General features: G+C 71.1%; 19 protein-coding genes. 11 read left to right on the top strand and 8 right to left on the bottom strand.

Features of this window, described 5'->3' with window-relative positions; genetic code table 11:
- Positions 1–64: 64 nt before the first annotated feature.
- Positions 65–1,498, top strand: coding sequence for an FAD-binding oxidoreductase (locus ISO16_RS19550; protein ID WP_006947457.1), 1,434 nt, complete (start codon positions 65–67; stop codon positions 1,496–1,498).
- Positions 1,495–2,796 (top strand): class I SAM-dependent methyltransferase, encoded by a 1,302-nt coding sequence (locus ISO16_RS19545; protein WP_072634050.1) that lies wholly within the window; start codon positions 1,495–1,497, stop codon positions 2,794–2,796. Before ISO16_RS19550 ends, ISO16_RS19545 begins: the two co-directional genes overlap by 4 nt.
- 38 nt (positions 2,797–2,834) lie before the next feature.
- On the opposite strand, the gene ISO16_RS19540 is transcribed toward ISO16_RS19545, so the two are convergent.
- The 7 genes from ISO16_RS19540 to ISO16_RS19510 form a co-directional block, all read right to left on the bottom strand.
- Complete coding sequence (locus ISO16_RS19540; protein WP_065923560.1) at positions 2,835–3,872, bottom strand: type IV toxin-antitoxin system AbiEi family antitoxin domain-containing protein; 1,038 nt, start codon at positions 3,870–3,872, stop codon at positions 2,835–2,837.
- A 123-nt stretch (positions 3,873–3,995) separates the two neighbouring features.
- Positions 3,996–6,146 carry a 3-hydroxyacyl-CoA dehydrogenase NAD-binding domain-containing protein gene (locus ISO16_RS19535; protein WP_029547131.1) on the bottom strand — a complete coding sequence of 717 codons (2,151 nt, stop codon included), beginning with the start codon at positions 6,144–6,146 and terminating at the stop codon, positions 3,996–3,998.
- Between the two features lie 28 nt (positions 6,147–6,174).
- A complete protein-coding gene (locus ISO16_RS19530; protein WP_006947448.1) occupies positions 6,175–7,389 on the bottom strand; it encodes an acetyl-CoA C-acetyltransferase in 1,215 nt (404 codons plus the stop codon).
- A gap of 148 nt (positions 7,390–7,537) precedes the next feature.
- A complete protein-coding gene (locus ISO16_RS19525; RefSeq protein WP_006947447.1) occupies positions 7,538–8,200 on the bottom strand; it encodes a response regulator transcription factor in 663 nt (220 codons plus the stop codon).
- Positions 8,185–10,119: a sensor histidine kinase gene (locus ISO16_RS19520; protein ID WP_072634049.1), complete on the bottom strand. Its 1,935-nt coding sequence runs from the start codon at positions 10,117–10,119 to the stop codon at positions 8,185–8,187. Before ISO16_RS19520 ends, ISO16_RS19525 begins: the two co-directional genes overlap by 16 nt.
- Before the next feature lie 44 nt (positions 10,120–10,163).
- On the bottom strand, positions 10,164–10,850 hold the full coding sequence (locus ISO16_RS19515; protein ID WP_072634048.1) for a hypothetical protein: 687 nt from the start codon (positions 10,848–10,850) through the stop codon (positions 10,164–10,166).
- A gap of 217 nt (positions 10,851–11,067) precedes the next feature.
- Positions 11,068–12,627, bottom strand: coding sequence for a hypothetical protein (locus ISO16_RS19510; RefSeq protein WP_072634047.1), 1,560 nt, complete (start codon positions 12,625–12,627; stop codon positions 11,068–11,070).
- A gap of 352 nt (positions 12,628–12,979) precedes the next feature.
- On the opposite strand from ISO16_RS19510, the gene ISO16_RS19505 reads away from it, so the two are divergent.
- A complete protein-coding gene (locus tag ISO16_RS19505) occupies positions 12,980–14,356 on the top strand; it encodes an MFS transporter (protein ID WP_072634046.1) in 1,377 nt (458 codons plus the stop codon).
- A 7-nt stretch (positions 14,357–14,363) separates the two neighbouring features.
- Here the strand turns inward: ISO16_RS19505 and ISO16_RS19500 are convergent, their stop codons facing one another.
- Positions 14,364–16,037, bottom strand: a complete 1,674-nt coding sequence (locus tag ISO16_RS19500; RefSeq protein WP_072634045.1) for a PucR family transcriptional regulator — start codon at positions 16,035–16,037, stop codon at positions 14,364–14,366.
- Positions 16,038–16,291: 254 nt separating this feature from the next.
- Here ISO16_RS19500 and ISO16_RS19495 point away from each other — a divergent pair, with 254 nt between their 5' ends.
- The 8 genes from ISO16_RS19495 (at position 16,292) to ISO16_RS19460 (ending at position 23,246) form a co-directional block, all read left to right on the top strand.
- On the top strand, positions 16,292–16,741 hold the full coding sequence (locus tag ISO16_RS19495) for a GlcG/HbpS family heme-binding protein (RefSeq protein ID WP_006943161.1): 450 nt from the start codon (positions 16,292–16,294) through the stop codon (positions 16,739–16,741).
- A 185-nt stretch (positions 16,742–16,926) separates the two neighbouring features.
- The gene (locus ISO16_RS19490; protein ID WP_006943160.1) at positions 16,927–17,646 is read left to right on the top strand and encodes a TenA family transcriptional regulator; all 720 of its coding nucleotides are present in this window, start codon (positions 16,927–16,929) and stop codon (positions 17,644–17,646) included.
- An 83-nt stretch (positions 17,647–17,729) separates the two neighbouring features.
- Positions 17,730–18,113 carry a Rieske (2Fe-2S) protein gene (locus ISO16_RS19485; RefSeq protein ID WP_072634044.1) on the top strand — a complete coding sequence of 128 codons (384 nt, stop codon included), beginning with the start codon at positions 17,730–17,732 and terminating at the stop codon, positions 18,111–18,113.
- Positions 18,110–19,333: an NAD(P)/FAD-dependent oxidoreductase gene (locus tag ISO16_RS19480; protein ID WP_072634043.1), complete on the top strand. Its 1,224-nt coding sequence runs from the start codon at positions 18,110–18,112 to the stop codon at positions 19,331–19,333. The genes ISO16_RS19485 and ISO16_RS19480 overlap by 4 nt, the downstream gene beginning before the upstream one ends.
- Position 19,334: 1 nt before the next feature.
- The gene (locus tag ISO16_RS19475; protein WP_072634042.1) at positions 19,335–20,789 is read left to right on the top strand and encodes an aldehyde dehydrogenase family protein; all 1,455 of its coding nucleotides are present in this window, start codon (positions 19,335–19,337) and stop codon (positions 20,787–20,789) included.
- Between the two features lie 42 nt (positions 20,790–20,831).
- The gene (locus ISO16_RS19470) at positions 20,832–21,188 is read left to right on the top strand and encodes a Rieske (2Fe-2S) protein (protein WP_072634041.1); all 357 of its coding nucleotides are present in this window, start codon (positions 20,832–20,834) and stop codon (positions 21,186–21,188) included.
- Complete coding sequence (locus tag ISO16_RS19465) at positions 21,185–22,783, top strand: gamma-glutamyltransferase family protein (RefSeq protein WP_072634040.1); 1,599 nt, start codon at positions 21,185–21,187, stop codon at positions 22,781–22,783. The genes ISO16_RS19470 and ISO16_RS19465 overlap by 4 nt, the downstream gene beginning before the upstream one ends.
- Before the next feature lie 7 nt (positions 22,784–22,790).
- Positions 22,791–23,246, top strand: a complete 456-nt coding sequence (locus tag ISO16_RS19460) for a RidA family protein (RefSeq protein WP_230304393.1) — start codon at positions 22,791–22,793, stop codon at positions 23,244–23,246.
- Positions 23,247–23,439: the final 193 nt, after the last annotated feature.

The raw sequence follows: 23,439 nt of genomic DNA, 5'->3' as shown, positions 1-23,439 counted from the left end.
CGCCCGGCCGGGCCCGCGGGGCTATTGTGAAGATCGCCACCGGCGCGTCGCCCCAGGGAGTCGTATGCAGAAGCCGAAGTCAGTCGTAGCCCCGAGCGGAGAATCCGCCCACCGGGCCGGTGTCGAGCGCCTGTTGCGCTCCTACCGCGCCATCCCAGCCGACGCCCCTGTGCGCCTGGCCAAGAAGACCTCCAACCTGTTCCGGGCCCGGGCCCGGGTGGACGCGCCGGGCCTCGACGTGTCCGGCCTCGGCGGGGTCGTCTCCGTCGACCCCGCCGCGCGCACCGCCGACGTCGCCGGCATGTGTACCTACGAGGATCTGGTCGACGCGACGCTCCCCCACGGCCTCGCGCCCCTCGTGGTGCCGCAGCTGAAGACGATCACCCTCGGCGGGGCGGTCACCGGCCTCGGGATCGAGTCGACCTCCTTCCGCAACGGCCTGCCGCACGAGTCGGTGCTCGAGATGGACATTCTCACCGGGGCCGGCGAGATCGTCACCGCCACTCCCGACGGCGAGCACGCGGATCTGTTCCACGGCTTCCCCAATTCCTACGGCACCCTCGGATACGCGACGCGCCTGCGCATCGAGCTCGAGCCGGTGAAACCGTACGTGGCGCTGCGGCACCTGCGGTTCGACTCGCTCGACGAGATGCAGTCCGCCCTCGACCGCATCGCCACCGAACGGGTGCACGCCGGGGTGCCGGTCGACTATCTCGACGGAGTGATGTTCTCCGCGACCGAGTCCTACCTGACCGTCGGCACGCAGACCGACGCACCCGGCCCGGTCAGCGACTACACCGGCGAGCACATCTACTACCGCTCCATCCAGCACGCGTCCGTCAACCATCCCAGGACCGACCGTCTCACCATCCGGGACTACCTGTGGCGGTGGGACACCGACTGGTTCTGGTGCTCGCGCGCCTTCGGCGCCCAGAACCCCCGGATCCGGCGGCTGTGGCCGAAGCACCTGCTCCGCAGCAGCTTCTATTGGAAGCTGATCGCCCTCGACCACCGCTACGGTATCGCCGACCGCATCGAGCGACGCAAGGGCAACCTGCCGCGCGAACGCGTCGTGCAGGACATCGAGGTGCCGATCGAGCGGACCGCGGAGTTCCTGCGCTGGTTCCTCGACGAGATACCGATCGATCCGGTGTGGTTGTGCCCCTTGCGGTTACGCGAGAACGGACCCGCAGCGGGCGATGTCCAGCGCCCGTGGCCCCTGTACCCGCTCGAGCCGAAGCGCACCTACGTCAACATCGGCTTCTGGTCGTCGGTGCCGACCGTTCCCGGCGAGATCGAAGGCGCGGCGAACCGTCGCATCGAACACAAGGTCGCCGAGCTCGACGGGCACAAATCGCTGTACTCCGACTCGTACTATTCACGCGCGGAGTTCGAGCAGCTCTACTACGGCGGCGGGGACTATCCCGCCCTGAAGAAGCGGTACGATCCCGAATCCCGTTTGCTGGACCTCTTCTCGAAGGCGGTGCACAACAGATGACCACGTTGCGAGAACCACGCACGAACGACGGCCGGCTCACCCTCGCCCAGATCCTCGAGACCGTGACCGGCGGCGAGCTGCCGGTGCGGTTCACCGCGTACGACGGCTCCAGCGCCGGCCCCACGGACGCCCCGTACGGCCTGCGGTTGACCTCGACGCGCGGCACGACCTACCTGGCGACGGCCCCCGGCGACCTCGGCATGGCACGCGCCTACGTCGCCGGTGACCTCGAGGCCGAGGGCGTCCACCCCGGCAACCCGTACGAGCTCCTGAAGGCCCTGGGCGACCTGCACTTCCAGCGCCCGCCGGCGCTGACGCTCGCCCAGATCGCGCGCTCGCTGGGGTTGGAGACGCTCAAGCCCATCGCGCCGCCCCCGCAGGAGCACCTGCCGCGCTGGCGCCGGTTCGCCGAGGGCCTGCGGCACTCGCGCAGCCGCGACGCCGAGGTGATCCACCACCACTACGACGTCTCCAACGCGTTCTACGAGCGCGTCCTCGGGCCCTCCATGACGTACACGTGCGCCCTGTTCGACTCGGAGACGCAGAGCCTCGAGGACGCGCAGGAGAACAAGTACCGCCTCGTCTTCGAGAAGCTGCGGCTGCAGCCCGGGGACCGGCTTCTCGACATCGGCTGCGGCTGGGGCGGGATGGTCCGGTACGCGGCGCGGCGCGGCGTCAAGGTGCTCGGCGTCACCCTGTCGCGTGAGCAGGCCGAGTGGGCGCAGAAGGCCATCGTCGAGGAGGGACTCACCGACCTCGCCGAGGTCCGCTTCTCCGACTACCGCGACGTGCCCGAGACCGGCTTCGACGCGATCTCGTCGATCGGGCTGACCGAGCACATCGGCGTACAGAACTACCCGGCGTACTTCCGGCGGCTGCACGAGAAGCTGCGCGAGGGTGGGCTGCTGCTCAACCATTGCATCACCCGCCCGGTCAACCGCGGTCCCGTGAAGGCCGGGGGCTTCATCGACCGGTACGTCTTCCCCGACGGCGAGCTCACCGGCTCGGGCCGCATCATCACCGAGGTCCAGGACGTGGGCTTCGAGGTGCTGCACGAGGAGAATCTGCGCCAGCACTACGCGCTGACTCTGAAGGGCTGGTGCGAGAACCTCGTCGCCGACTGGGACGCCTGCGTCGCCGAGGTCGGCGAGGGCACCGCCCGCGTCTGGGGCCTGTACATGGCCGGCTCCCGCCTCGGCTTCGAACGCAACGTCGTTCAGCTGCACCACGTCCTGGCCGTCAAGCTGGGCCCGGACCAGGAGCCGAACGTCCCGCTGCGCCCTTGGTGGGTGGCCTAGGCGGCTCCGCCGCCCGTGCGTGGTTCTGGTAGTGCCCGCTACCAGAACCGCGCACGGCAGCTGCAGGGGTTCGGCTCGTCCCGGACCCAGCCCAGCCGGGTCAGTACCGTCTCGACCTCCCGCGCGACGTCGCACGGCGACGACGCCACCTCCCGATATCCGAAGACCAGTCGCGACCGGCCGGCCAGCTCGGCGGCGTTGTCGCGGCGCCGGTCACGGAAGGCGACTTCGCGCATCGAATGGACCCACCTGCCGTCCAACCGCACCGTGAGCGGGCATCCGGCGCCGTCGTACGTGCAGTCCTCGTACAGGGTCCTGCCGTCCACGACGACCGGACTCTGCCGGCGCGCCACGGGCAGAGCGTGTGCACGCTCGACGTCGATCGCGTAGTGGTACTCGAGCACGGACTGCACCCCGTCTGCGAGCAACGTCACCGCCTCTGCCAGCGAACTCCGATACCGATACGGCGGTCGTTCCTCGAGTCGCAGACGCACATCGGCCAGTCGGATGCCGGCGTTCGTCACGGTGGCGATCAGCGACAGGTACGCCTCCCGCGGCGACGGTTGCGCGGTGGCCAGATCCAGTGCGGTGTCGACCTTGGTCGTGCGCGGCAAGTACCGATCGACGCCGATGTGTGCGTGTGCCCGTGACCGGTGCACGACTACCCCCGGATGGAGAACGGCAGTCGGCTTCGACACCGGCAGCTTCGCTTTCCGTCCTGGTGCCCGCACCGTGGCTCGCTGCGGCAGCGCAGACTTCCCCACGGGAACGGTGAGGTGAACCGGTGCGGTGTCGTCGACCGGAAGCATGCCCCACACCTCCGCCGCGGTCCGGTGACTGAGCATCGCCGCTCCACCCCCATACAGCAGGGCCGCCTCGAGCACCATGGTCCGCGTCAACGGTCCGCTGCTGACGGCATACACGCCCTGCAGGACACGTTGCCACCGTCCCGTATCGAGCAGATGCCGGACCGCTCCACGGCCCACCCCCAGCGCAGTCAGCTCCGCCTGTGTGACCAGGCCGGCCCGATCGTCGACCAGCTTCTGAATCTCGCTCTTCCCGAAGTCGTCCCCCATGCCGTCGATGATGGCCGACCCGGCGACGGGCAAGGGCTCCCGACCGTGGTCGGGAGCCCTTGCCTGTGGACAACTCGTGTGTGGTTCTGGCAGCGATTGCTACCAAAACCACGCACGGGCGCGTCAGCGCAGGGACGCCGGCGGGGTGAAGCGCTCGCCGTACTTGGCGGCGAGTTCCTCGGCGCGCTTGACGAAACCCTCCTTACCGCCCGGGTAGCCGGCGATGTACTGCGCGACGCCACCGGTCCAGGCCGGGAAGCCGATGCCGAGGATCGAGCCGATGTTGGCGTCGGCGGTGGTACGCAGCACGCCCTCGTCGAAGCACTTCTGGGTCTCGATGGCCTCGATGAACAGCATCCGCTCGATCAGGTCCTGGATCGGGATGTCGGTGGGCGCGCTGCTGAACTTTTCGCGCAGGCCCGGCCAGATGCGGGTGCGCTTGCCGTCGGCGTACTCGTAGAAGCCGCCGCCACCGGCGCGGCCCGGGCGGCCCTCGTCGACGAGGAAGTCGACGACGGTGGTCGAATCGTCCTGCGGCACCTTCAGACCCGACGCCTCGGCGGCAGCCTCGGTCTCCTTGCGGATCTTCTGCATCAGCGTCAGGTTCAGCTCGTCCGACAGCTGCAGCGGCGGAGCCGGGTAGCCGGCCTGCGAACCGGCCTGCTCGATCGTGGCCGGCTCGATGCCCTCGCCGACCATGCGGATCGCCTCGTTGACGAACGTGCCGATGACGCGGGAGGTGAAGAATCCCCGCGAGTCGTTGACGACGATCGGGGTCTTGCGGATCTGCTGGGCGAGATCGAACGCCTTGGCCAGCGTCGCGTCGGAGGTCTTCTCGCCGGCGATGATCTCGAGCAGCGGCATCTTGTCGACCGGCGAGAAGAAGTGCAGGCCGATGAAGTCCTCCTGCCGCTTCACTCCCTCGGCGAGGCCGGTGATCGGCAGGGTCGAGGTGTTCGACCCGAGCACCGCGTCCGGCGCGACGACGTCCTCGATCTCCTGGAACACCTTGTGCTTGAGCCCGGTGTTCTCGAACACGGCCTCGATGACCAGGTCCGCGCCGGCCAGGTCGGCGGCGTCGGCCGTCGGCGTGATGCGGGCGAGCAGCGCCGCGGACTTCTCCTCCGTGGTCTTGCCGCGGGCGAGCGCCTTGGCCTCGAGGCCCTCCGAGTAGGCCTTGCCCTTCTGCGCCGACTCGATCGAGACGTCCTTGAGGATCACGTCCATACCGGCCTTGGCGCACACGTAGGCGATGCCCGCGCCCATCATGCCGGCGCCGAGCACGGCGACCTTCCGGAAGGTGGTCTTCGGGAACGGCGTGCCGTCGGCCTGCTTGGGGCGCGACGCCCCGGAGTTGATGGCCTGCATGTCGAAGAAGAACGCCTGGATCATGTTCTTTGCGACCTGGCCGGTGACCAGCTCGGTGAAGTAGCGGCCCTCGATCTTCGACGCGTTGTCGAAGTCGACCTGCGAGCCCTCGACGGCGGCGGCCATGATGGCCCGCGGGGCGGGCATCGGGGCGCCCTTGAGCTGCTTGCGCAGGTTCGCGGGGAACGCCGGCAGGTTCGCCGCGAACGACGGCGACGCGGGGGTGCCGCCGGGGATCTTGAAGCCCTTCTTGTCCCAGGGCTGCACGCCGCCTTCGGGATTGGCCTTGATCCACGCCTTCGCGGCGGGGACGAGTTCGTCGATCGAGCCGACGACCTCGTCGATCAGGCCGAGTTCCTTGGCCTTGACCGGGTTGTACTTGTTGCCCTGCAGCAGCACCTGCATCAGCGCGGTCTGGATGCCGAGCATGCGCACGGTGCGGGTGACGCCGCCGCCGCCGGGCAGCAGGCCCAGGCTGGCCTCGGGCAGGCCGATCTGCACACCCTTGACGTCGGCCGCGATGCGGTGGTGGGTGGCCAGGGCGATCTCGAGACCGCCGCCGAGGGCCGCGCCGTTGATCGCGGCGACGACGGGCTTGCCGAGGGTTTCGAGCCGGCGCAGGTCCGCTTTGATGCCCTCGACCTCGTCGAAGATCCGCTGCGCGTCCTCGGGGCCGACCTTGATCATGTTCTTCAGGTCGCCGCCGGCGAAGAAGGTCTTCTTCGCGGAGGTGATCACGACACCGGTGATGTCGTCCTTCTCGGCGACCAGGCGGTCGACGGTGGCCTTCATCGACGCCTTGTAGAGCTCGTTCATGGTGTTCGCGCCCTGGTTCGGGTCGTCGAGGGTCAGCACCACGATGCCGTCGGCGTCGCGCTCCCAGCCGATCATGTTGTTCTCAGTCACTGTGAATTCCCCAGTCCCTTCCGAAGTTTCAGACACGCTCGATGATCGTGGCCACGCCCATGCCGCCACCGATGCAGAGGGTGACGAGGGCGCGGCGGGCACCGCGGCGCTCGAGCTCGTCGACCATCGTTCCCGTGATCATGGCGCCGGTGGCGCCGAGCGGGTGCCCCATCGCGATGGCGCCGCCGTTGACGTTGAGCTTCTCGTCCGGGATCTTCAGGTCCTTCTGGAACTTGAGCACGACCGACGCGAACGCCTCGTTGATCTCGAACAGGTCGATGTCGTCCACGGTCAGGCCGGCGGCGGCGAGGACCTTGTGCGCGGCCGGGGTGGGGCCGGTGAGCATGATCGTCGAGTCCGCACCCGAGGTGGCGGTGGCGACGATGCGGGCGCGCGGGGTCAGGCCCATGTCCTTGCCGGCCTGCTCGGAGCCGACGAGCACCAGCGCGGCGCCGTCGACGATGCCGGAGCTGTTGCCGCCATGGTGGACGTGGTCGATCTTCTCGACGAAGTGGAACTTCTGCAGCGCGACGGCGTCGAAACCGCCCATCTCGCCGACCATCGCGAACGACGGCTGCAACCCGGCCAGGCCCGCGAGGGTGGTGTCGGGACGCATGTGTTCGTCGTGGTCGAGGACGGTCAGGCCGTTCTGGTCCTTGACCGGCACCACGGACTTGGCGAAGTACCCGCCGGACCACGCCGCCGCGGCCAGCTGCTGCGAACGCAGCGCGTACGCGTCGACGTCCTCGCGGCTGAAGCCTTCCATGGTGGCGATCAGGTCGGCGCTCACACCCTGCGGCACGAAGTAGGTGTCGTAGTTGGTGGCCGGGTCGAGGGCCCACGGGCCGCCGTCCGAGCCCATCGGCACCCGCGACATCGACTCGACGCCACCGGCGACGACGAGCTCGTCCCAGCCGGAGCGGACCTTCTGCGCGGCCATGTTCACGGCCTCGAGGCCTGAGGCGCAGAAGCGGTTGATCTGCACGCCGCCCACGGTGTCGGGCATGCCCGCCGCGGTGACGGCGGTGCGGGCGATGTCGGCACCCTGGTCGCCCACCGGTCCGACGACGCCGAGGATCAGGTCCGAGATGCGGTTCTCGTCCAGGTCCGGGAACCGCACGCGCAGTTCGTCGATCAGGCCGGTGACCAGGGAGATCGGCTTGACCGAATGCAGCGACCCGGTCTTCTTGCCGCGGCCGCGCGGAGTTCGGATGGCTTCGTAGATGAATGCCTCGGAGGTCACAGTGCAGGGTTCCTTCCCGTGCTTTGCGGATGCGAGGGGCGGCGGCTCGTGACAGCCGTCACGCCCGACCTCGTTCACCCTAGGAGCCGGGGCGCCCCGGACTGAAGGACCGAACCGAGCGGAGTCCGTGACCGAACCGAGCGGACGTTCACGCCCCGAGACCGGCCTCGCGGGCCCGCACGATCGCGGTCGACCGGTCGGCCGCGCCGAGCTTGCCGAGCACGTTCGACACGTGGTTGCGCACCGTTTTCGGGCTCAGCACCAGCCGGCGGGCGATGGTCGCGTTGTCGTGCCCGCGCGCCATCAGGTCCAGCACCTCGCGTTCGCGATCGGTGAGTTCCGGGAACACCGCCGGCGCCAGGGTGCGGGAGGCGGCCATCGCCCCGATGGCCTTGGCGGCGACGGCGGCACCGACGATGACCTCGCCGTCCGCGACGGCGCGGATCGCCCGCTCGACACCCGACGGGTCGGCACCCTTGACGAGGTAGCCGCGCGCCCCGGCGCGCACCGAGGCGACGAGCGACTCCTCGTCCTCGTGCATCGTCACCACCAGCACCCGCAGCTCGGGGAACCGCCCGAGCAGCTGCCGGGTCGCCTCGATGCCCGAGCCGTCCCCGAGTTCGAGGTCCATGAGCACGACGTCGACGTCCGCGGTGATCACCTCGAGCGCCTCGGCGACCGAACTGGCCTGGGCCACCACCTCGATGCCGTCGAGGGTGCCCAGCAGCGCGACGAGCCCGAGCCGGAACACCGGATGGTCGTCGACGACGGCGACGGCGATCGCCGCGGGGGCGTTCACGACGGGCCCCACGGGAGGTCCGCCGTGACGACGGTGCCGTGCGGCTGCGCCGCCGTGATCTCGACGGTGCCGCCGACGTCCTCGGCGCGTTCGCGCATGCTGTGCGTCCCCACGCCCCGTCGCGCGTTCCGGTCCAGCCCGCGGCCCGCGTCGCGTACCTCGAGGGTGAGCCGGTCCGCCGCCGCCCGCACGAGCACCCGGCACCCGTCGGCGCCGCTGTGCCGACGCGCGTTGGTGACCGCCTCGGCGGCGATGCCGTACGCCGCGGCGACGACCGCCCCGCCCCGGCCCGGTGGCACATCGGCGTCCACGTCGACGCGGAATCCACTGCGCGAGTGGACCGCCGACATCTCCTCCAGCGCGGCGGCAAGACCCAGCTCGTCCAGGACGGGCGGCAGCAGCCCCCGGGAGAGCTCGCGCACGCCCTCGACCTGGTGGTCGAGTTCGCGCAGCAGCGAGTCGATCAGCGGAGCGGCGCCGGCGGAGTCGCTGTCGATGAGGTTGCGGGCGCCCTGCAGCCCGAGCCGGATACCGGCGAGGGACGGACCGAGCCCGTCGTGCAGTTCCCGGCGGATCGTGCGGCGCTCGGCGAGCCGGGCCTCGGTGAGCCGGTCGCGCGCCGCGTCGAGCTCCTCCGAGGACCGCAGCACCACGAGCCCGGCCTCCACCACGGAGGCGAGTTCGCCGAGCGCGCGGAAGCTGCGGGGCCCCAGCGTCTCACCGGGCGGGGCGGTCACCTCGAGCCGGCCGTCGCGCAGGACGACCTGCTCGGTGGGCCCGGTGGGGGTGCCCCATCGGGCGAGCGCCTCGTCGCCGCGGCGCACCGTCACCGACTCGAGGCGCAGCGCCACACCGACTCCGGCGGCGAGGTCCTCGAGCAGCTGCCGCGGCGTCTGCGCCCCCGCGAAGTGCTGGCCGAGCCGGCGCACCGCGCTCGCCGGGTCGTCGCCCTCGCCGTAGACGAGGGTGTGCACGCGCCGGGTCAGCCAGGCCCGCACCGGTTGCACGGCCAGGGCCACCGCGACCGCGGCGATGGCCTGGGCGACGACGGATCCGTCCGTCGGCAGGATCAGGGCGACGGTGGCGGTCACGGCGAGGTAGCCGGTGGCGAGTACCGCGACGAGGCTGCCGGCGACGGCGGCGCGGCTGACCGCGAGGTCGAGCCCCCACAGCCGTTGCCGCAGCACCACCACGAGGATCGCGACCGGGTAGAACGCCTGCGTGGCCAGGTGCAGCAGCGGCGTGAGCATCCACGGCAGGCCGGGCACCGCCAGCGGGATGTAGGACACCGCCATCAGGGCGGTGCCGAGCGCGAGCCAGCCCAGGCCGATGCGATCGGAGACCGGGCCGCACCGCCACCGGTAGGTGATGTCCGCAGCGGCGAGCAGGCCGAGCGTGACGACGGGCAGCACGAGCCAGCCGACGGCGGTGCCGGTGAAGGTACGGGCCCAGAAGAACCACGCGGTGACCACGGCACCGGCGAGCACGCCGAGGCGGGCGCGCCGGTCGAGCGGCGTGTCGCGGACCAGCCAGGGCACCACCAGGAACAACGCCAGGGTGCCGGGGATCCACGCGGTGCTCTGCAGCGGCGCGAGGACCCCGGCGAACGGCAGCCCGGGCCGCACCTCCGCGAGCTTCGTCCAGGCGTAGCTCAGGGCCGAGAGCCCGACGCCGATCGATGCGAGCGACAGCAGGATCGGCACCGGATGCACCCGGCGCGCCAGCACCACGCCGGCGACGGTGCCGTACACCGCGGCACCCACGGCGTCGACGAGGAAGAACAGCTGATCGGAGTCGAGGTCCGGGCGGGCGGTGGCGAAGACCACGAGGGCCGCGACGGCCAGGCCCCCCGAGAGCACGGCGACGACGGCGGCGGGCACCGGTGCGCCACCGGTGCCCGCCGCCGTCTCGGATGCGTCCGCAACAGCCATGATGCGGTGAGTATGCCCCGCGGCCGGATCCGTCGCGCGGCAGCCTATCGGCGCGCCCTGTCGGAGACGGCGAATCCGATGCCGGCGACGAGCACCCACACGGGACCGACGAAGCCGGCCATGTATTGCAGCGGGGAGATCCCGAGCAGCGCGGTCAGGCCGCCGAGCACCACGCTCGCCCAGCCCAGCCACCGCGGCGTCGCGCCGTGGCGCAGCGACGCGGCCGCCACCGCCAGGCCGCTGACTCCCGCGCCGACCCACAGCCACGGGATCGTGCCGACCCAGTGCGCGCCGACGACGGCGAACTCGGCGACCATCTGTCCCGGCTCGCCCAGCCCGAACAGCAGCTCGGTGTCCAGGCCGGCGCCGAGCAGTCCGGCGGTCGCCGTGAGCAGCAGACCGAACGCCGCGACCGACGGCAGCAGGCTGTTCTCGGGCAGGGCGATCCGCAGGCGGCGCTGCAGGCCGGCGGCGAAGATCAGCAGCAGCACCGTCGACACCATGAGCGACAGGTGCATCACCAGCAGTGGGGTTCGTTCGCCCGCGAACGCCTCGGCGATCGCGGGCGCGTTGCCGGCCGTGGATTCGTCGTAGGCGGCGCCCATACCCATGCTCGCCTGGATGGCGACGACCCCGGCGAGCCCGGCAACGGCCCCCGACCATGCCCAGGCGCTCGACGACGCGCGCCGTGCGGCCGTGCGTCCGTCCTCCGTCACGCTCACTGTGCTCATCGGTTCGGTGTCCCTCCCGTCGTACCGGCGCGCTCTGCGCCTGACGGAGAGGCTGCTGCGCCCGGCGTCCCGGTCGCCAGGGACACCCGTCCCGTCCCGGTGGGATTCCTCCGGCGGGATGCCGGACCGGTCCTCGCGCGCGTCGGTGCTTGCCGCGCGCGTGAGGACGCGCGCGACAAGCACCGTTCCGCGCGAGAGTGACCGCGCTGCAGGCGAATCAGTAGACCAGGACGGCGAACAGCGTGCTGAGCACGAGCCCCGCCATCACCGGCAGGAAGCACTTGCGGGCCAGGTCGAGGACGGGGACGCGGGCGAATCCGGCCACGGCGACGAGCGACGACCACGCGACGATCACCCCGCCGCCGGACCAGATGTTGCCCATCTGCCCGATCGCGGCGAGGGTCGACGGATCCATGCCGACCGCCGGGCCCAGCGCACCGGACAGCGAACCGGTCAGCGGCAGACCGCTGAAGCCGGACCCGTCCAGCCCGGCCACCACGCCGATGAGCAGGATGCCGAACGACGTGACGAACGGGTTCTGCGGCAGGTGCGACTGTGCCGCGTTGACGAGATCGAACAGGATTCCCGGACCCGTCTCGCCGTCCGCGTAGCCGAGGATGGCACCGGAGAAGTCGGGGTTGCCGATGAGGAAGAAGCCGGCGATCGGCAGCACGACGCCCATCGCCTTGAAGGCGAACACCAGACCATCGACGAGGTGCTCGGAGGTGGTCTCGAGGAAGCCGCCCCTGTCGTTGGACGCGGCGGCCGCGAACAGGATGAGCGCCGCGATTCCACCGACGATGGCCGCGGCGTCCCCACCTTGCAGGGGCGGCACCACCTGGGTGAACTTGCCCAGCAGCAGATACACGATGAAGGCGAGGTAGGCGAGCGGAACGAGCATCGCGAACGCCTTCGCGGTGCCCCTGCTCTCGGCGAGTTCGTAGCTGCCGGGGTCACGCTCGGCGACGATCACGGCCGTCGCCGTGCTCGCGGCACCGTCGGGGCCACCGGCGGGGCCGCCGCCCACGGGCTCGGGCTGCACCGGCTGCCGGCTCGGGGCGGATCCGCCGCCGGCCGGGCCGTCGACGCCGCGGTCGGCCTCGGCCTCCCACTCGACGAGCAGGTCCGGCGACGGCGCCCGCCACGTCCGGCGCTGCGCGACGAACGTGATCGCCAGCGCTGTCACGCCGACGACGAGCGACAGCACGAGCGACTTGTCCGCCACGGCGTCGACGTCGGCACCGGCCGCCGTGGCGGAGATGCCCGGTGCGACCTTGATGATGTAGTCCGACGACAGGGCCATGCCCTGGCCACAGATGGCGATGACCATGCCGACCGACAGCGGCGACAGGCCGGCCCGGATGGCGACGGGGATCAGCACGGCACCGACGAGCGGGACGGCCGGGGTGGGCCAGAAGAACAGGGAGATCACGTACGTCACGACGGCCAGCACGACGAAGCTGCTGGTGCCGGTGCGCATGACCCTGCGGAACGGCGCGACCATCAGCCGGTCGGCGCCGAGTTGCCGCAGCGCGCCGAGCATCGCGGTCACCAGCGCGATGATCAGGAAGATGTTGAACAGCTCCTTCGCGGCCACGAGGCTGGCGTTGAAGATCGAGGACAGTCCGGTGACGATGCTGCCGGAGAACACGAAGGCGGTCAGGAACGTTCCGATGACTGCGGGAACCACGATGTTCTTCCGCAGGGCCATGGTGGCCAGGATGACGACGATGCCGGCCACGTAGACCCAGTGGGCGGCTGTGAGTTGTACGTCCAATTCGAGTCCTAAGTCAGGAGCAGAACGAGTGAGGGGCTGTGTTCGTGGAACTTTCCGCGCTCGTTCATGCCTGGTCAACGCAAACCTTGCACAGTGCCCCGAACTGTAGATGTGCAGTGTGTTCCTGTTTTGCGTTTCCGTGTCCTCCGGTAGCGCGATCGTGAACAATTACTACGAACTTGTGTCTTCCGCCGTTTCCGCCGGGCGAACCCCGATTCCTTGGGCAGGGTGCACACTCCGGGCGCGTCCGCCTGTGCTGTTTACGAATTCGACGCCGATGCGGCGGTACCGGGCGCGGTGAGACAGTGAGGCCACGGCCCCCGCCGTATCGCTCGCGAGCCACAGGAGACAGATGACCACCCGTACTGCCGCGCCGACTCCGGCCCCGGCGCACGCCGATTCCGGAACCCCGCTCGCGCTGTCCGCCCTGCTGGCGGGAACCCTGGTCGGCACGATCAGCAACAACGTCGTGAATGTCCCGTTGGCGGAGATCCTGTCGGATTTCGGCACCTCGCTCGAGAGCGGGGTGCTCGTCGTCGCCGGCTTCCTGTTGACGTTCGCGGCGTCGATGCCGCTGGCCGGCTGGATCGGTGATCGCTTCGGCCGCCGGCGCGTGTACTGCGGCGCGCTCCTGGCGACGGCGGTGTGCTCGGCCGGCGCCGCGACGGCCCCCAACCTGGCGGTGCTCGTCGCGTGGCGCTCGCTGGGCGGTGTCGCCGCCGCCGCGTTCGCGCCCGCCGTGATGGGCCTGATCGCGTGGTTGTTCGGGCCCGAGCGGCGGGCGCGGGCCGTCGGGGCCTGGGCGGCGGTCAACGGTGCCGGTCAGGCCCTCGGACCGTCGATGGGCGGCCTGATCGCCGACCACTGGGGGTGGCGCTGGGTGTTCGTCCCGCTCGTGCCGGTGGCGCTGATCGGCTTCGCGGGGACCCTGCGCTGGATTCCCGCGTTCGAGGGCCGGCGCATGCGCCTCGACGGCCCGGGCGCGGCCGCGTTGACGCTCGGCGCGGCGGTGCTGGTGCTCGGGCTGACGCTGGTCCCGCAGCCCGGCGTGGCGCTGCCCGTCGCCCTCGCGCTGATCGGGGGCGCGGCCGTCGTGCTCGTGTGGTTCGTGCTGCACTGCCTGCGCACGCAGGTGCCGTTCGTCGACGTTCGCCTCGTGGCCGAACCGCGGTTCGCCCGCAGCGCGATCGCGGCGTTCGGTCAGATGTTCTGCCTCGGTGCGACCCTGCTCGCGGTGCCGCTGTACCTGACCGGCGCGGGGGTGTCCACAGCACTGGCGGGGACGATCCTGTTCGCGCTACCCGCCGTGATGGTCGTCCTGGCCCCGATCGTGGGCCGCACGACCGACAGGCTGGGCGCCCGGAGGGTGCTGCGGGCCGGGCTGGCGGTGCTGATCGTCGCCCAGTCGGCCCTGGCCGCCGTCCTGGCAACCGCGGCGACGAACCACTGGGCGGTCGTCGCGGTGCTCGCGGTCACCGGGGTGGGCAGCGCGCTCGTACAGACCCCGGCCGCGGCCGGGTCGACGCGCTCGCCCGCCGGAGCCCAGGGCACCGGGCTGGGGTTGTTCAACCTGATCCGTTTCGGCGGATCGGCGGTCGGCGCCGCGTGGGTGGCCATCGCGGTGGACTCGTGGTCGTACCCCGTGCTGTTCGTCGTGTGCGCCGTCGTCGTCGCGGCGGGGCTGGCCGCGTCCTTCCTCGGCCGCGACCCCGAACTGGCAAGCGTGTGAACGTTGTTCAGCGGTAGTTGATCTCGCGGTCCACGGCGGTGTGGACCTGGTCCAGCAGCTCGAGGCGGATCGCGAGCCACGCCGTGAACTGGTTCTCCGGCAGGCGCACGTCCATCGACAGCGCACGGGAGATGCGATCGAGCTTGGACAGCATCGTGTTCCGGTGCACGTTGAGCTCCCGCGCCGCGGCGTTGACGTTGCCACCCGCGCTCAGGTACGCGACGAGCGTGTCGTGCAGGTCGGTTCCGGCGCGGATCGGGCCGAGCACGTCGCGGACCAGGCGGCGGCTGCGGTCGGTCTCGGCGACGAGTTCGAGCACGCCGTAGCCGCGCAGGTCGCGGTAGGAGACGGCGCCGGACAAGCCCAGCCGCTGCCCGATTCCCAGGGCGACCCGGGCCTGACGGTAGCTCTCCCGGATCTCGTCCGCGCCGACGGCGGGCGCGCCGTGCGCGACCGGCACCGGCCGGCCGCGCCGGTCCTCCAGGTCCAGGGCCATGGCCTCGGCATACTTCTCGATCTCCGCCTCGACGTCGCGCCGGTCGTGCGACCGGAGCGAACGGACGACGACGAGGACGTCCCCGATCACGGTGACGTAGGACCGCACCGCCGGGTGCGGCAGCACGCTCGCCGCGTACCGCGCGAGCCGCAGCAGGCTCCCCGAGCCCTCGACGCCCGCACCACCGGCGTCCGGGGCGTGCCCGGCCGCGACGAACACCGCGAACGTCGAGGTCAGATCGATGTCGTGATACCCGGCCCGCGCCTGCATGTCGTGCTGGCTGGTGAAGCTGCCGTGCACGAGCGCCTGCACGAAGTCCCCGCGGGCGCGTTCCTCCGCTTCGTCCACACTGCGCTGCCGCAACATCTCCGAGCCGATGATCGCCGTCGCCTGTTCGGTGACGACCGCGTGCTGAGCCAGTTCGTGCGGGCCCGGGCCGGGACCGGCGGCGAGCACCGCGACCCAGCCCTCGAACCGCTTGCCCAGGCGGATGGGGCTGGCGGTGCACGTCCAGCGTCCCGAATCGCCGGACAGCTCCACCACCTGGGTGTCGTGGCCGTGCCCGGATCCACTCGTGGTCTCCGCGCCCTGCCGTTCGGCCAGCGCCCGCGGAAGCCGGTCGGAGACGAGGTCCGTGGTCGCGGAGTCCAGGCCGTGGACCGCGACGACGTGCCCGCGCGCGTCGAGCGCGACGGCGGGATGGTGCGCGAGGGCCGAGACCTCGCGGAGGAGCAGGGTCATGCCCGCGCCCCGGTGCAGCAGCCCCGCCAGGGTGGTGTGGACGTGCGACGAGTAGCGCATCACGTGCACCTCCTGCGTCAGGGCACGCTCGGCCAGGAGGCGGTTGAGCGCCGCGAAGCCGATCGGGAAGCTCAGCTCGAGGACGACGAGTCCCGCGGGCAGCGGCGAGTCCGCGGTCGTCGCGGGCAGCGAGCCGTCCACGACGAGGGCGGCGGCGCCGCGCGCGGCCAACGCCGCGACGGCGTGCACGTTGCCGGCGAGCGCCTCCGGACGGGCGTACACGGCGACGGCATCGAGGTCGTCGAATCGGCCCATGACCTCGCTGAACGGCAGTGCCCAGGTGAGGGCGCGGTCGAGGGCGGTGTGCCCGGACGCGATCCGCGCCCCGGTCATCAGCGACTCGTCGAGCAGACCCCGGACGGTCAGGCGCGGGCTCGGTTCCATGTCGACCTGCTTTCTGCGAGCGGGGCGCCGGCGCGAGGGACGACGTGCACCTTTTTCATCAAGTACCAGAGTCGAAGGTCCGCAGGCGATGTGCAACTTGTACACGAATTGTGTCGGGTACGGGTGATTCTGACCGTCCCTCCGTGGCCGCATCCCTGTTAGAAATAGCCCACTGGCGAAAACGCATCCACCGGCCGGACCCTCGCTTCCCGCTCCGCCAGGCCGGTACTCCCGCAGACCGAAAGTGGAGACCCATGCATCGAATTCATCGCATCACCCTCGACGACGCGCTCCCCCTCCTCGCCGCCGGCCGCGCGAAGGCGGAGGAGATCGGCGTCAAGCAGACCCTGTGCGTCTGCGACGAGAGCGCCAACGTCATCGCCCTGCACCGCCTCCCCGGTGCGCGGCTGACGGGTGTCGAGATCGCGATGGCCAAGGCGTTCACCGCGGCGGGCCACGAACGCGCCACGCACCTGTTCAACGAACCGCCCAACGGGCCGGCCCTGCCCGGCAACGAGGCCTTCGGCATCAGCCACATGCTGCCGGGCAAGTTCGCGATCTTCGTCGGCGGCTTCCCGCTGGTGTTCGACGGCCAGATCGTCGGCGCCGTCGGCATCAGCGGCGGAAACGGCGAGCAGGACAAGGCCGTCGGTGCGGCGATGCTCGCGGAGTTCGAGGCGATCACCGCGTCGGTGGCGCACTGACTGTGCACTTCGACCCCCGCCGGCGCCGCATTCCGGTCAGTGTGGCCGTGGCCGCACCCCGACGCCGGCACTAGTTTCGAAACCGACCGGAACAGGCTTTCACTCAGCCGATTTCGATCGTTCTCCGCAACGTCGCGGATCAACCCCAGCCCGACCGCACGACACAGCGTGAAAGGGAAACCACCATGACCGAACTGCTCGGACGCGACGAGTTCCGCGCCGCACTCGAGAACGCGATCAAGGGCCGCGAGGCCAAGGACGCCTCGTTCAGCAAGGCCTGGGCCGAGGGCAAGCTCGAGAAGCACCACTTCGCCCGGTGGGCCGAGAACCACTACCACTACGTGGGCCCGTTCGCGGACTACCTCGCGAACATCTACTCCAACACGCCCGACACGTTCACCGACGCCAAGGACTTCACCCTGCAGAACATGTACGAGGAGGAGCTGGCCGACATCCGGCACACCGACCTGCTCATCAAGTTCGCCGAGGCGTGCGGCACCACCCGCGAGCGCGTCGAGGATCCGAACAACATGAACGCCGTCACCCGCGGCCTGCAGGCGTGGTGCTACGCGGTCTCGCAGCGCGAGCACTTCGTGGTCGCCACCGCGGCCCTGGTCGTCGGTCTCGAGTCGCAGGTGCCGAGCATCTACAAGAAGCAGATCGTGCCGCTGCGCGAGGTGTACGGGTTCACCGAGGACGAGATCGAGTTCTTCGACCTGCACATCACCTCGGATGTCGTCCACGGCGAACGCGGATACCAGATCGTGCTGGACTGCGCCGACACCCCGCAGTTGCAGCAGCGCTGCCTGCAGCTCGTGCGCTGGGGCGCGGAGATGCGTTTCTCGTACACCAAGGGTCTGTACGACACGTACGTCGCTCCCGACCTCGAGCTGGCTCCGGCCTGACCGACGTGACCGGACCGCGGGAGGGTCCACTGCTCGGCCCTCCCGCACCGGTCCCGGCGGCCATCCCCGATCGAAGGAGAATCATGTCCACCGACGCCGCCTCGGCCCCGCCCGGGTCGACCCGCGACAGGCTCGCCGTCGCCACCGTCAAGGAGCTGACCCGCCGGCGCAAGCTGCGCGTCGAGGTCGACGGCGTCGGCATCGCGTTGTTCCACGCGAACGACCGGGTGTACGCGTTCGCCGACCTGTGCATCCACCAGGACCGCTCGCTCGCCAAGGGCACCCTGTTGCACGGGCGGGTCATCTGCCCCGGCCACCAGTGGCGGTTCGACCTCGAAACCGGCTACGAGGAGGACCAGGACCTCTGCCAGCCGACCTATCCCGTGACCGTCGAGGGCGACACCGTCTATCTCGATCCGGCACCGCGCCGAGTCGTTCCCGGCTCGCAAGAGGAGAGTTCGTCATGACCGTACGCACCGTTGTCACCGTCGGCGCCGGCCAGGTCGCCGCGGTCGCCGCACGCACGTTGCGCCGCCGCGGATTCGACGGCCGCATCGTCCTGCTCGGCGACGAACCGCACGCGCCCTACCAGCGGCCGCCACTGTCGAAGGAGTTCCTCGCCGGCCGGGAACCCGTCGGCTCCCTTTCCCTGCTCACACCGAAGTGGCTGGCCGACAACGATATCGACATCCGGACCGGTGTCACGGTACGGCGCGTCGACACCGCCTCGCGCAGCGTGGAATTCGACGGTGGGTCCGTCGCCGCCGACGCGGTGATCCTCGCGACCGGGGGACGCCCGCGCACGATCCCCACCTCCGGGACGCGCCCCGATCTCGTGCACTACCTGCGGACGCTCGACGACGCCGTCGCCCTCGCCCCGCGGCTGACCCCCGGTGCGCGCCTGGTCGTCGTCGGCGGCGGATTCGTCGGCCTCGAGATCGCCGCAACGGCACGCGGTCTCGGTGTCGACGTGGTCGTCCTCGAATACGCCGACGCCCTGCTGGGTTCCGTCCTGGGCGCCACGGTCGGCGGGTTCTGCGCCGACCTGCACCGCCGCAACGGCGTCGATCTGCGCACCGGCGTCGGCGTGGACTCCGTCGCGACCTCCGAGGCCGGGGTGCGGGTCCGCACCACGACCGGCGACACGATCGAGGCCGACGTGGTCGTGGTCGGCATCGGCATCACGCCGAACGTCGACGTGGCCGCCGCGAGCGGACTCCACACCGACAACGGCATCGTCGTCGACGCCGTGGGCCGCACCGCCGTACCCGGAATCCACGCCGCCGGCGACGTCGCGAACCGCTTCTCCGACCGCGCCGGCCGCCGAGTCCGGGTGGAGCACTTCGACAATGCCAACCGGCAGGCCGCGGTCGTCGCGGACACGATCGTCGGTCGCACCTCGCTCGCCGACGACGCCCACTGGTTCTGGTCGGACCAGTACGACACGAACATCCAGTTCACCGGAACATCCTCCGGGACGACGGAACTCGTCGTGCGCGGCGACGCCCGCTCGGGGGAGTTCACCGTCTTCTATCTCGCCGGCGACGTGCTCACCGCGGCGTTCGCCATGGACCGCGGCGAGGACATCATGGCCGCCCGCGAACTCGTCGGCCGGACGGTCGGCGCGCACCAGCTCGCCGACGCGGACGTGGACCTGTGGGAACTGGGCGAACAGGTGGTGAGCTGAGGTGGCCGTGACAGGACTGAACTTCATCGACGGTGCGTGGGTGCCGGCCGTCTCCGGCGCCACCTTCGAACGACGCAACCCCGCCGATTCCACCGACCTGATCGGAACGTTCCCCGATTCCGACGCCACCGACGTGCGCATCGCCGTCGACGCACTCGACAAGGCGGCCCCCGAATGGGCCGCCACCCCACCGGAGCGCCGGGCCGCCGTCCTGGAGGCCGCCGCCCGGCACCTCGAGGAGCGACGGGAATCGCTCGTCGAGGAACTGGTCCGCGAGGAGGGCAAGACGCGCGCCGAGGCCACCGTCGAGGTGAGCCGCACCCCCATGAACCTGCGCTTCTACGCGGGCGAGGCGCTGCGCGCGACCGGCGCGACGTACCCGGCCGCCGGCCGCACCATGATCTACACCGTCCGCGAACCCATCGGCATCGTCGGGGCCATCACCCCCTGGAACTTTCCGCTGAACATCCCGTCCCGCAAGGTCGGGCCGGCGCTCGCAGCGGGAGATCCGGTGCTGTTCAAGCCGTCCGAGATCACCCCGCTCATGGGGCAGCGGCTGGTCGAGGCGCTGCTCGCCGGCGGACTGCCCCCGGCGGCGATCGCACTGGTGCAGGGCGGCGGGCGGGCCGGGGCCGCGGTGGTCGCCGACGAACGCGTCGCGGCCGTCACCTTCACCGGATCGACGGAGGTGGGCCGGGCCATCCATCGTGGCATCGGCCCGGACCGGCGGGTACAGCTCGAGATGGGCGGCAAGAACCCCGCCGTCGTCCTCGCCGACGCCGACCTCGACGCCGCGGCCGCGTTGATCGTCAAGGGCGCTTTCGGGCTCTCCGGACAGGCCTGCACCGGCACCAGCCGGGTCGTCGCGATCGACGACATCCACGACGCCCTGCTCGAGCGGGTCGTCGCCCGTGCCGAGGCCCTCACCGTCGGACCGGGCCTGCGAGCGGGGGCGTCGATGGGTCCGCTCGCCAGCCGCGGCCAGCTGGACAAGTTCCTCGAGTACGTCGCCGTCGGGCAGGACGAAGGGGCCCGTCTGGTGTGCGGCGGAACCCGCTGCGACGAAACCGGTTTCGGAGACGGGTTCTTCGTGCGCCCGACGGTGTTCGCCGACACCGCGCCGGGCATGCGCATCCTGACCGAGGAGATCTTCGGTCCGGTGCTGGCGTTCCAGCGGGCGTCGTCGTTCGACGAGGCCGTCACGCTGGCCAACGACACGGCGTTCGGCCTGAGCGCGGCGATCGTCACGCGCGATCTCGACCGGGCCGGGCAGTTCGTCGCCCGTTCCCGCACCGGCCTGGTCAAGGTGAACCAGCCGACGAACGGCATGGCGATGAACGCTCCGTTCGGTGGGTACAAGGCGTCGAGCACCCAGACGTTCAAGGAACAGGCCGGGCCGACGCTGATGCAGTTCTACCAATCCGAGAAGACCGTCTACATCGACCCCGTCGCCTGACCGCCCGCGGTCGGAACAGACCCCAATGCCTGGAGGATGACCATGGAGTTCAAGAGAGTGGCCCGTTCCGGGCAGGTACCGGAGGGCATCGTGCGCCGCTTCTACGCCGGCGACTACGAGTTCGCGATCTCGCGGCTGGACGGGAAGGCCTACGCGACATCCAACTACTGCTCACACCTGGACTGCCTGCTCTCGTCCGGCAAGCTCGTGCAGGATGGAATCGGATGCTCCTGCCACGGAAGCGCTTTCGATCTCGCAACCGGTGAACCCATCTGCCCTCCCGCCACGGAGCCGATCAAGACCTATCCCGTCGAGGAGCGGGACGGCGAGATCTTCGTCGGTATCGATCCCGCCGAGCCGCCGGAGGGCCCGCGCCGGCGCCGGCTCCGGCAGGCATGACAGCGCGGCGGGTCCGTCCGGCGACGTTGTCGACCGGCGGCATGGTGTCCTCGAGCCACCCGCTGGCCGGCCAGGCCGGGGCGCGGGTGCTCGCCGACGGCGGCAACGCGGTCGACGCCGCGCTGGCGATGGCCGCGACCACGTGGCTGACCCTGCCCGGCCAGTGCGGCCTCGGTGGGGACGCATTCGCCGTGGTGCGGGAACCGGACGGCACAGTCTGGACGGTCGGCGGGAGCGGTTACGGCCCCGACGGCGGCACACCCGGCTTCTACCGGGACCGCGGGCTGACCGCGATCCCGCTGGACGGCGCCCTCGCGGTGGCCGTGCCCGGCGCTCCGGCCGCGCTCGCGGCACTGCACCGGCGCGGCGCCACCCGCAGCCTTGCCGAGCTGTGGGAACCGGCCGCGCGCCTCGCCGAGAATGGGTTGCCCTGCTCGGCCAAGACCCGCGACGACGTGCGGTCGGCGCTGGACGCCGTCCGGAGCGATCCCGGGCTGGCCTCCGTGTACGTCGACGGCGGCCTCGTCCCGCTCGTCGGTGACCGGCTGCCGCAACCCGACCTGGCGCGGACCATCCGCGAGCTCGCGCACGACCCGGCGTCGTTCTACACCGGGTCGCTCGCCGAGCGGTGCGTCGCCGCGCTGCGCGACGCGGGCGCCCCGTTCTCGGGAGACGAATGGGTCGCAACCGGGACGGTGACGCCCGAGGCGGCGCTGTCCGGCCGGTACGCCGGCGCGGTGATCCATCAGACCCCGCTGCCCACCCCCGGGTGGATGGTGTTGCACCAGGCGGCGCTGTGCGACGGCGTCGTCGGGTTCTCCCCGCTCCTGAGCGCGGCGGCGATCGACCGCATGGCCCGGGCCGCGCGGACGGCGTTCGAGGACCGGCTGCGCTGGTGCGGCGCCGACAACGACGGTGCCGCCCGCATCCTCGATCCCGGCCACATCCGCGCCGGCCGCGACCGGCTGTCGGCGACCGCGCCTGCCGGAGCGTTCACGGTGGCCGGCGGAGACACCACCTCGCTGGTGACGGTCGACCGGGACGGACGCGCGGTGAGCTTCATCCATTCGCTGGCGTTCACCTTCGGGGCCAAGTTCACCGTGCCCGGCACAGGGATCGTCCTGAACAACCGGCTGGGGCGGGGCGCGTACCTGATCGACGGGCATCCGAACGAGGTGCGGCCCCGCCGCAAGCCGCTGCACACCCTCAATGCCTGGATTGTCACGGACGAGGCGGGAGCGCTGCTCCACGTGGGCAACACCCCCGGCGGGGACGGGCAGGTGCAGTGGAACATGCAGCTGCTCTCGCACCTCCTCGACCACGGGCTCGATCCGCAGGAGGCGGTGTCGGCGCCCCGGTTCACGGTGTTCCCCGGCTCCGACGCGAACGTGCTCGGCGACCCCGCCGAGCTGCGCATCGAGGCCGACGTCCCGCCCGAGGTCCGCACCGCCCTGTCCGAGATGGGGCACGACGTGCGCACCCTCGAACCGCTCGGCGCCGAGGGCAGCGCCCAGATCATCTCTCTCGATCCCCGCGGCGTGCTCAGCGGCGGCAGCGATCCCCGTCAGGAAGGAGTGGCTCTCGGTGTCGAATGAACTCTCGGTGTCGAATGAACACGCGATCGGCGAGCAGCCGCCGCGGCCGCGCGGCCGCTACGTACCCGCGGTGCTGTCCGGCTCGACGGTCCACACGGCGGGGATGACCCCGCGCCGCGACGGCCGGCTGACCGTCACCGGCCGCGTCGGCGGCGAAGTGGACCCGGCCGTCGCCCGGGAGGCGGCGGGCCTCGCGGCCGGCAATGCCCTGGCCGCGGTCCGGTCGGTGCTGCCGCCGGGCGCGAGGTTCCGGTGCGTCGAGATGGTGGTGTACATCGCGTGTGCCGACGGCTTCACCGAGCTCTCGGCGGTCGCCGACGGCGCATCGGAGGTCGTCGAACGCGCGCTGGGCCCGGCGTCACTGCCCGCCCGCAGCGCGATCGGGGTCTATCTGCTTCCCGGCAACGCGCCGGTCGAGGTGGCCGTCACCGCGCACGTCGGAGACGGAGCGGGCGCGCGCTGACGACCGCGGATCAGACCAGCGCCGGCCCGATCACGGCCAGCGCGACGAGCGCGGACAGGCCCGCTATGGTCGCGCCTCCGACCGGCGACTCGACGTCTCCGAACAACGGTTCGTCCTCGTCCCAACACCACCGCGGCATCACTCCATGGAAGCGGTTCGCCCCTGCATGCGCAACGGGGCGAGCGGGATTCGG

Origin of the sequence: Rhodococcus sp. M8, assembly GCF_015654185.1 — a bacterium.
Classification (GTDB): Bacteria; Actinomycetota; Actinomycetes; order Mycobacteriales; family Mycobacteriaceae; genus Rhodococcus; species Rhodococcus aetherivorans.
Note: the sequence above shows the minus strand (reverse complement) of the source record. Positions and strands in the feature narration are given on the sequence as shown.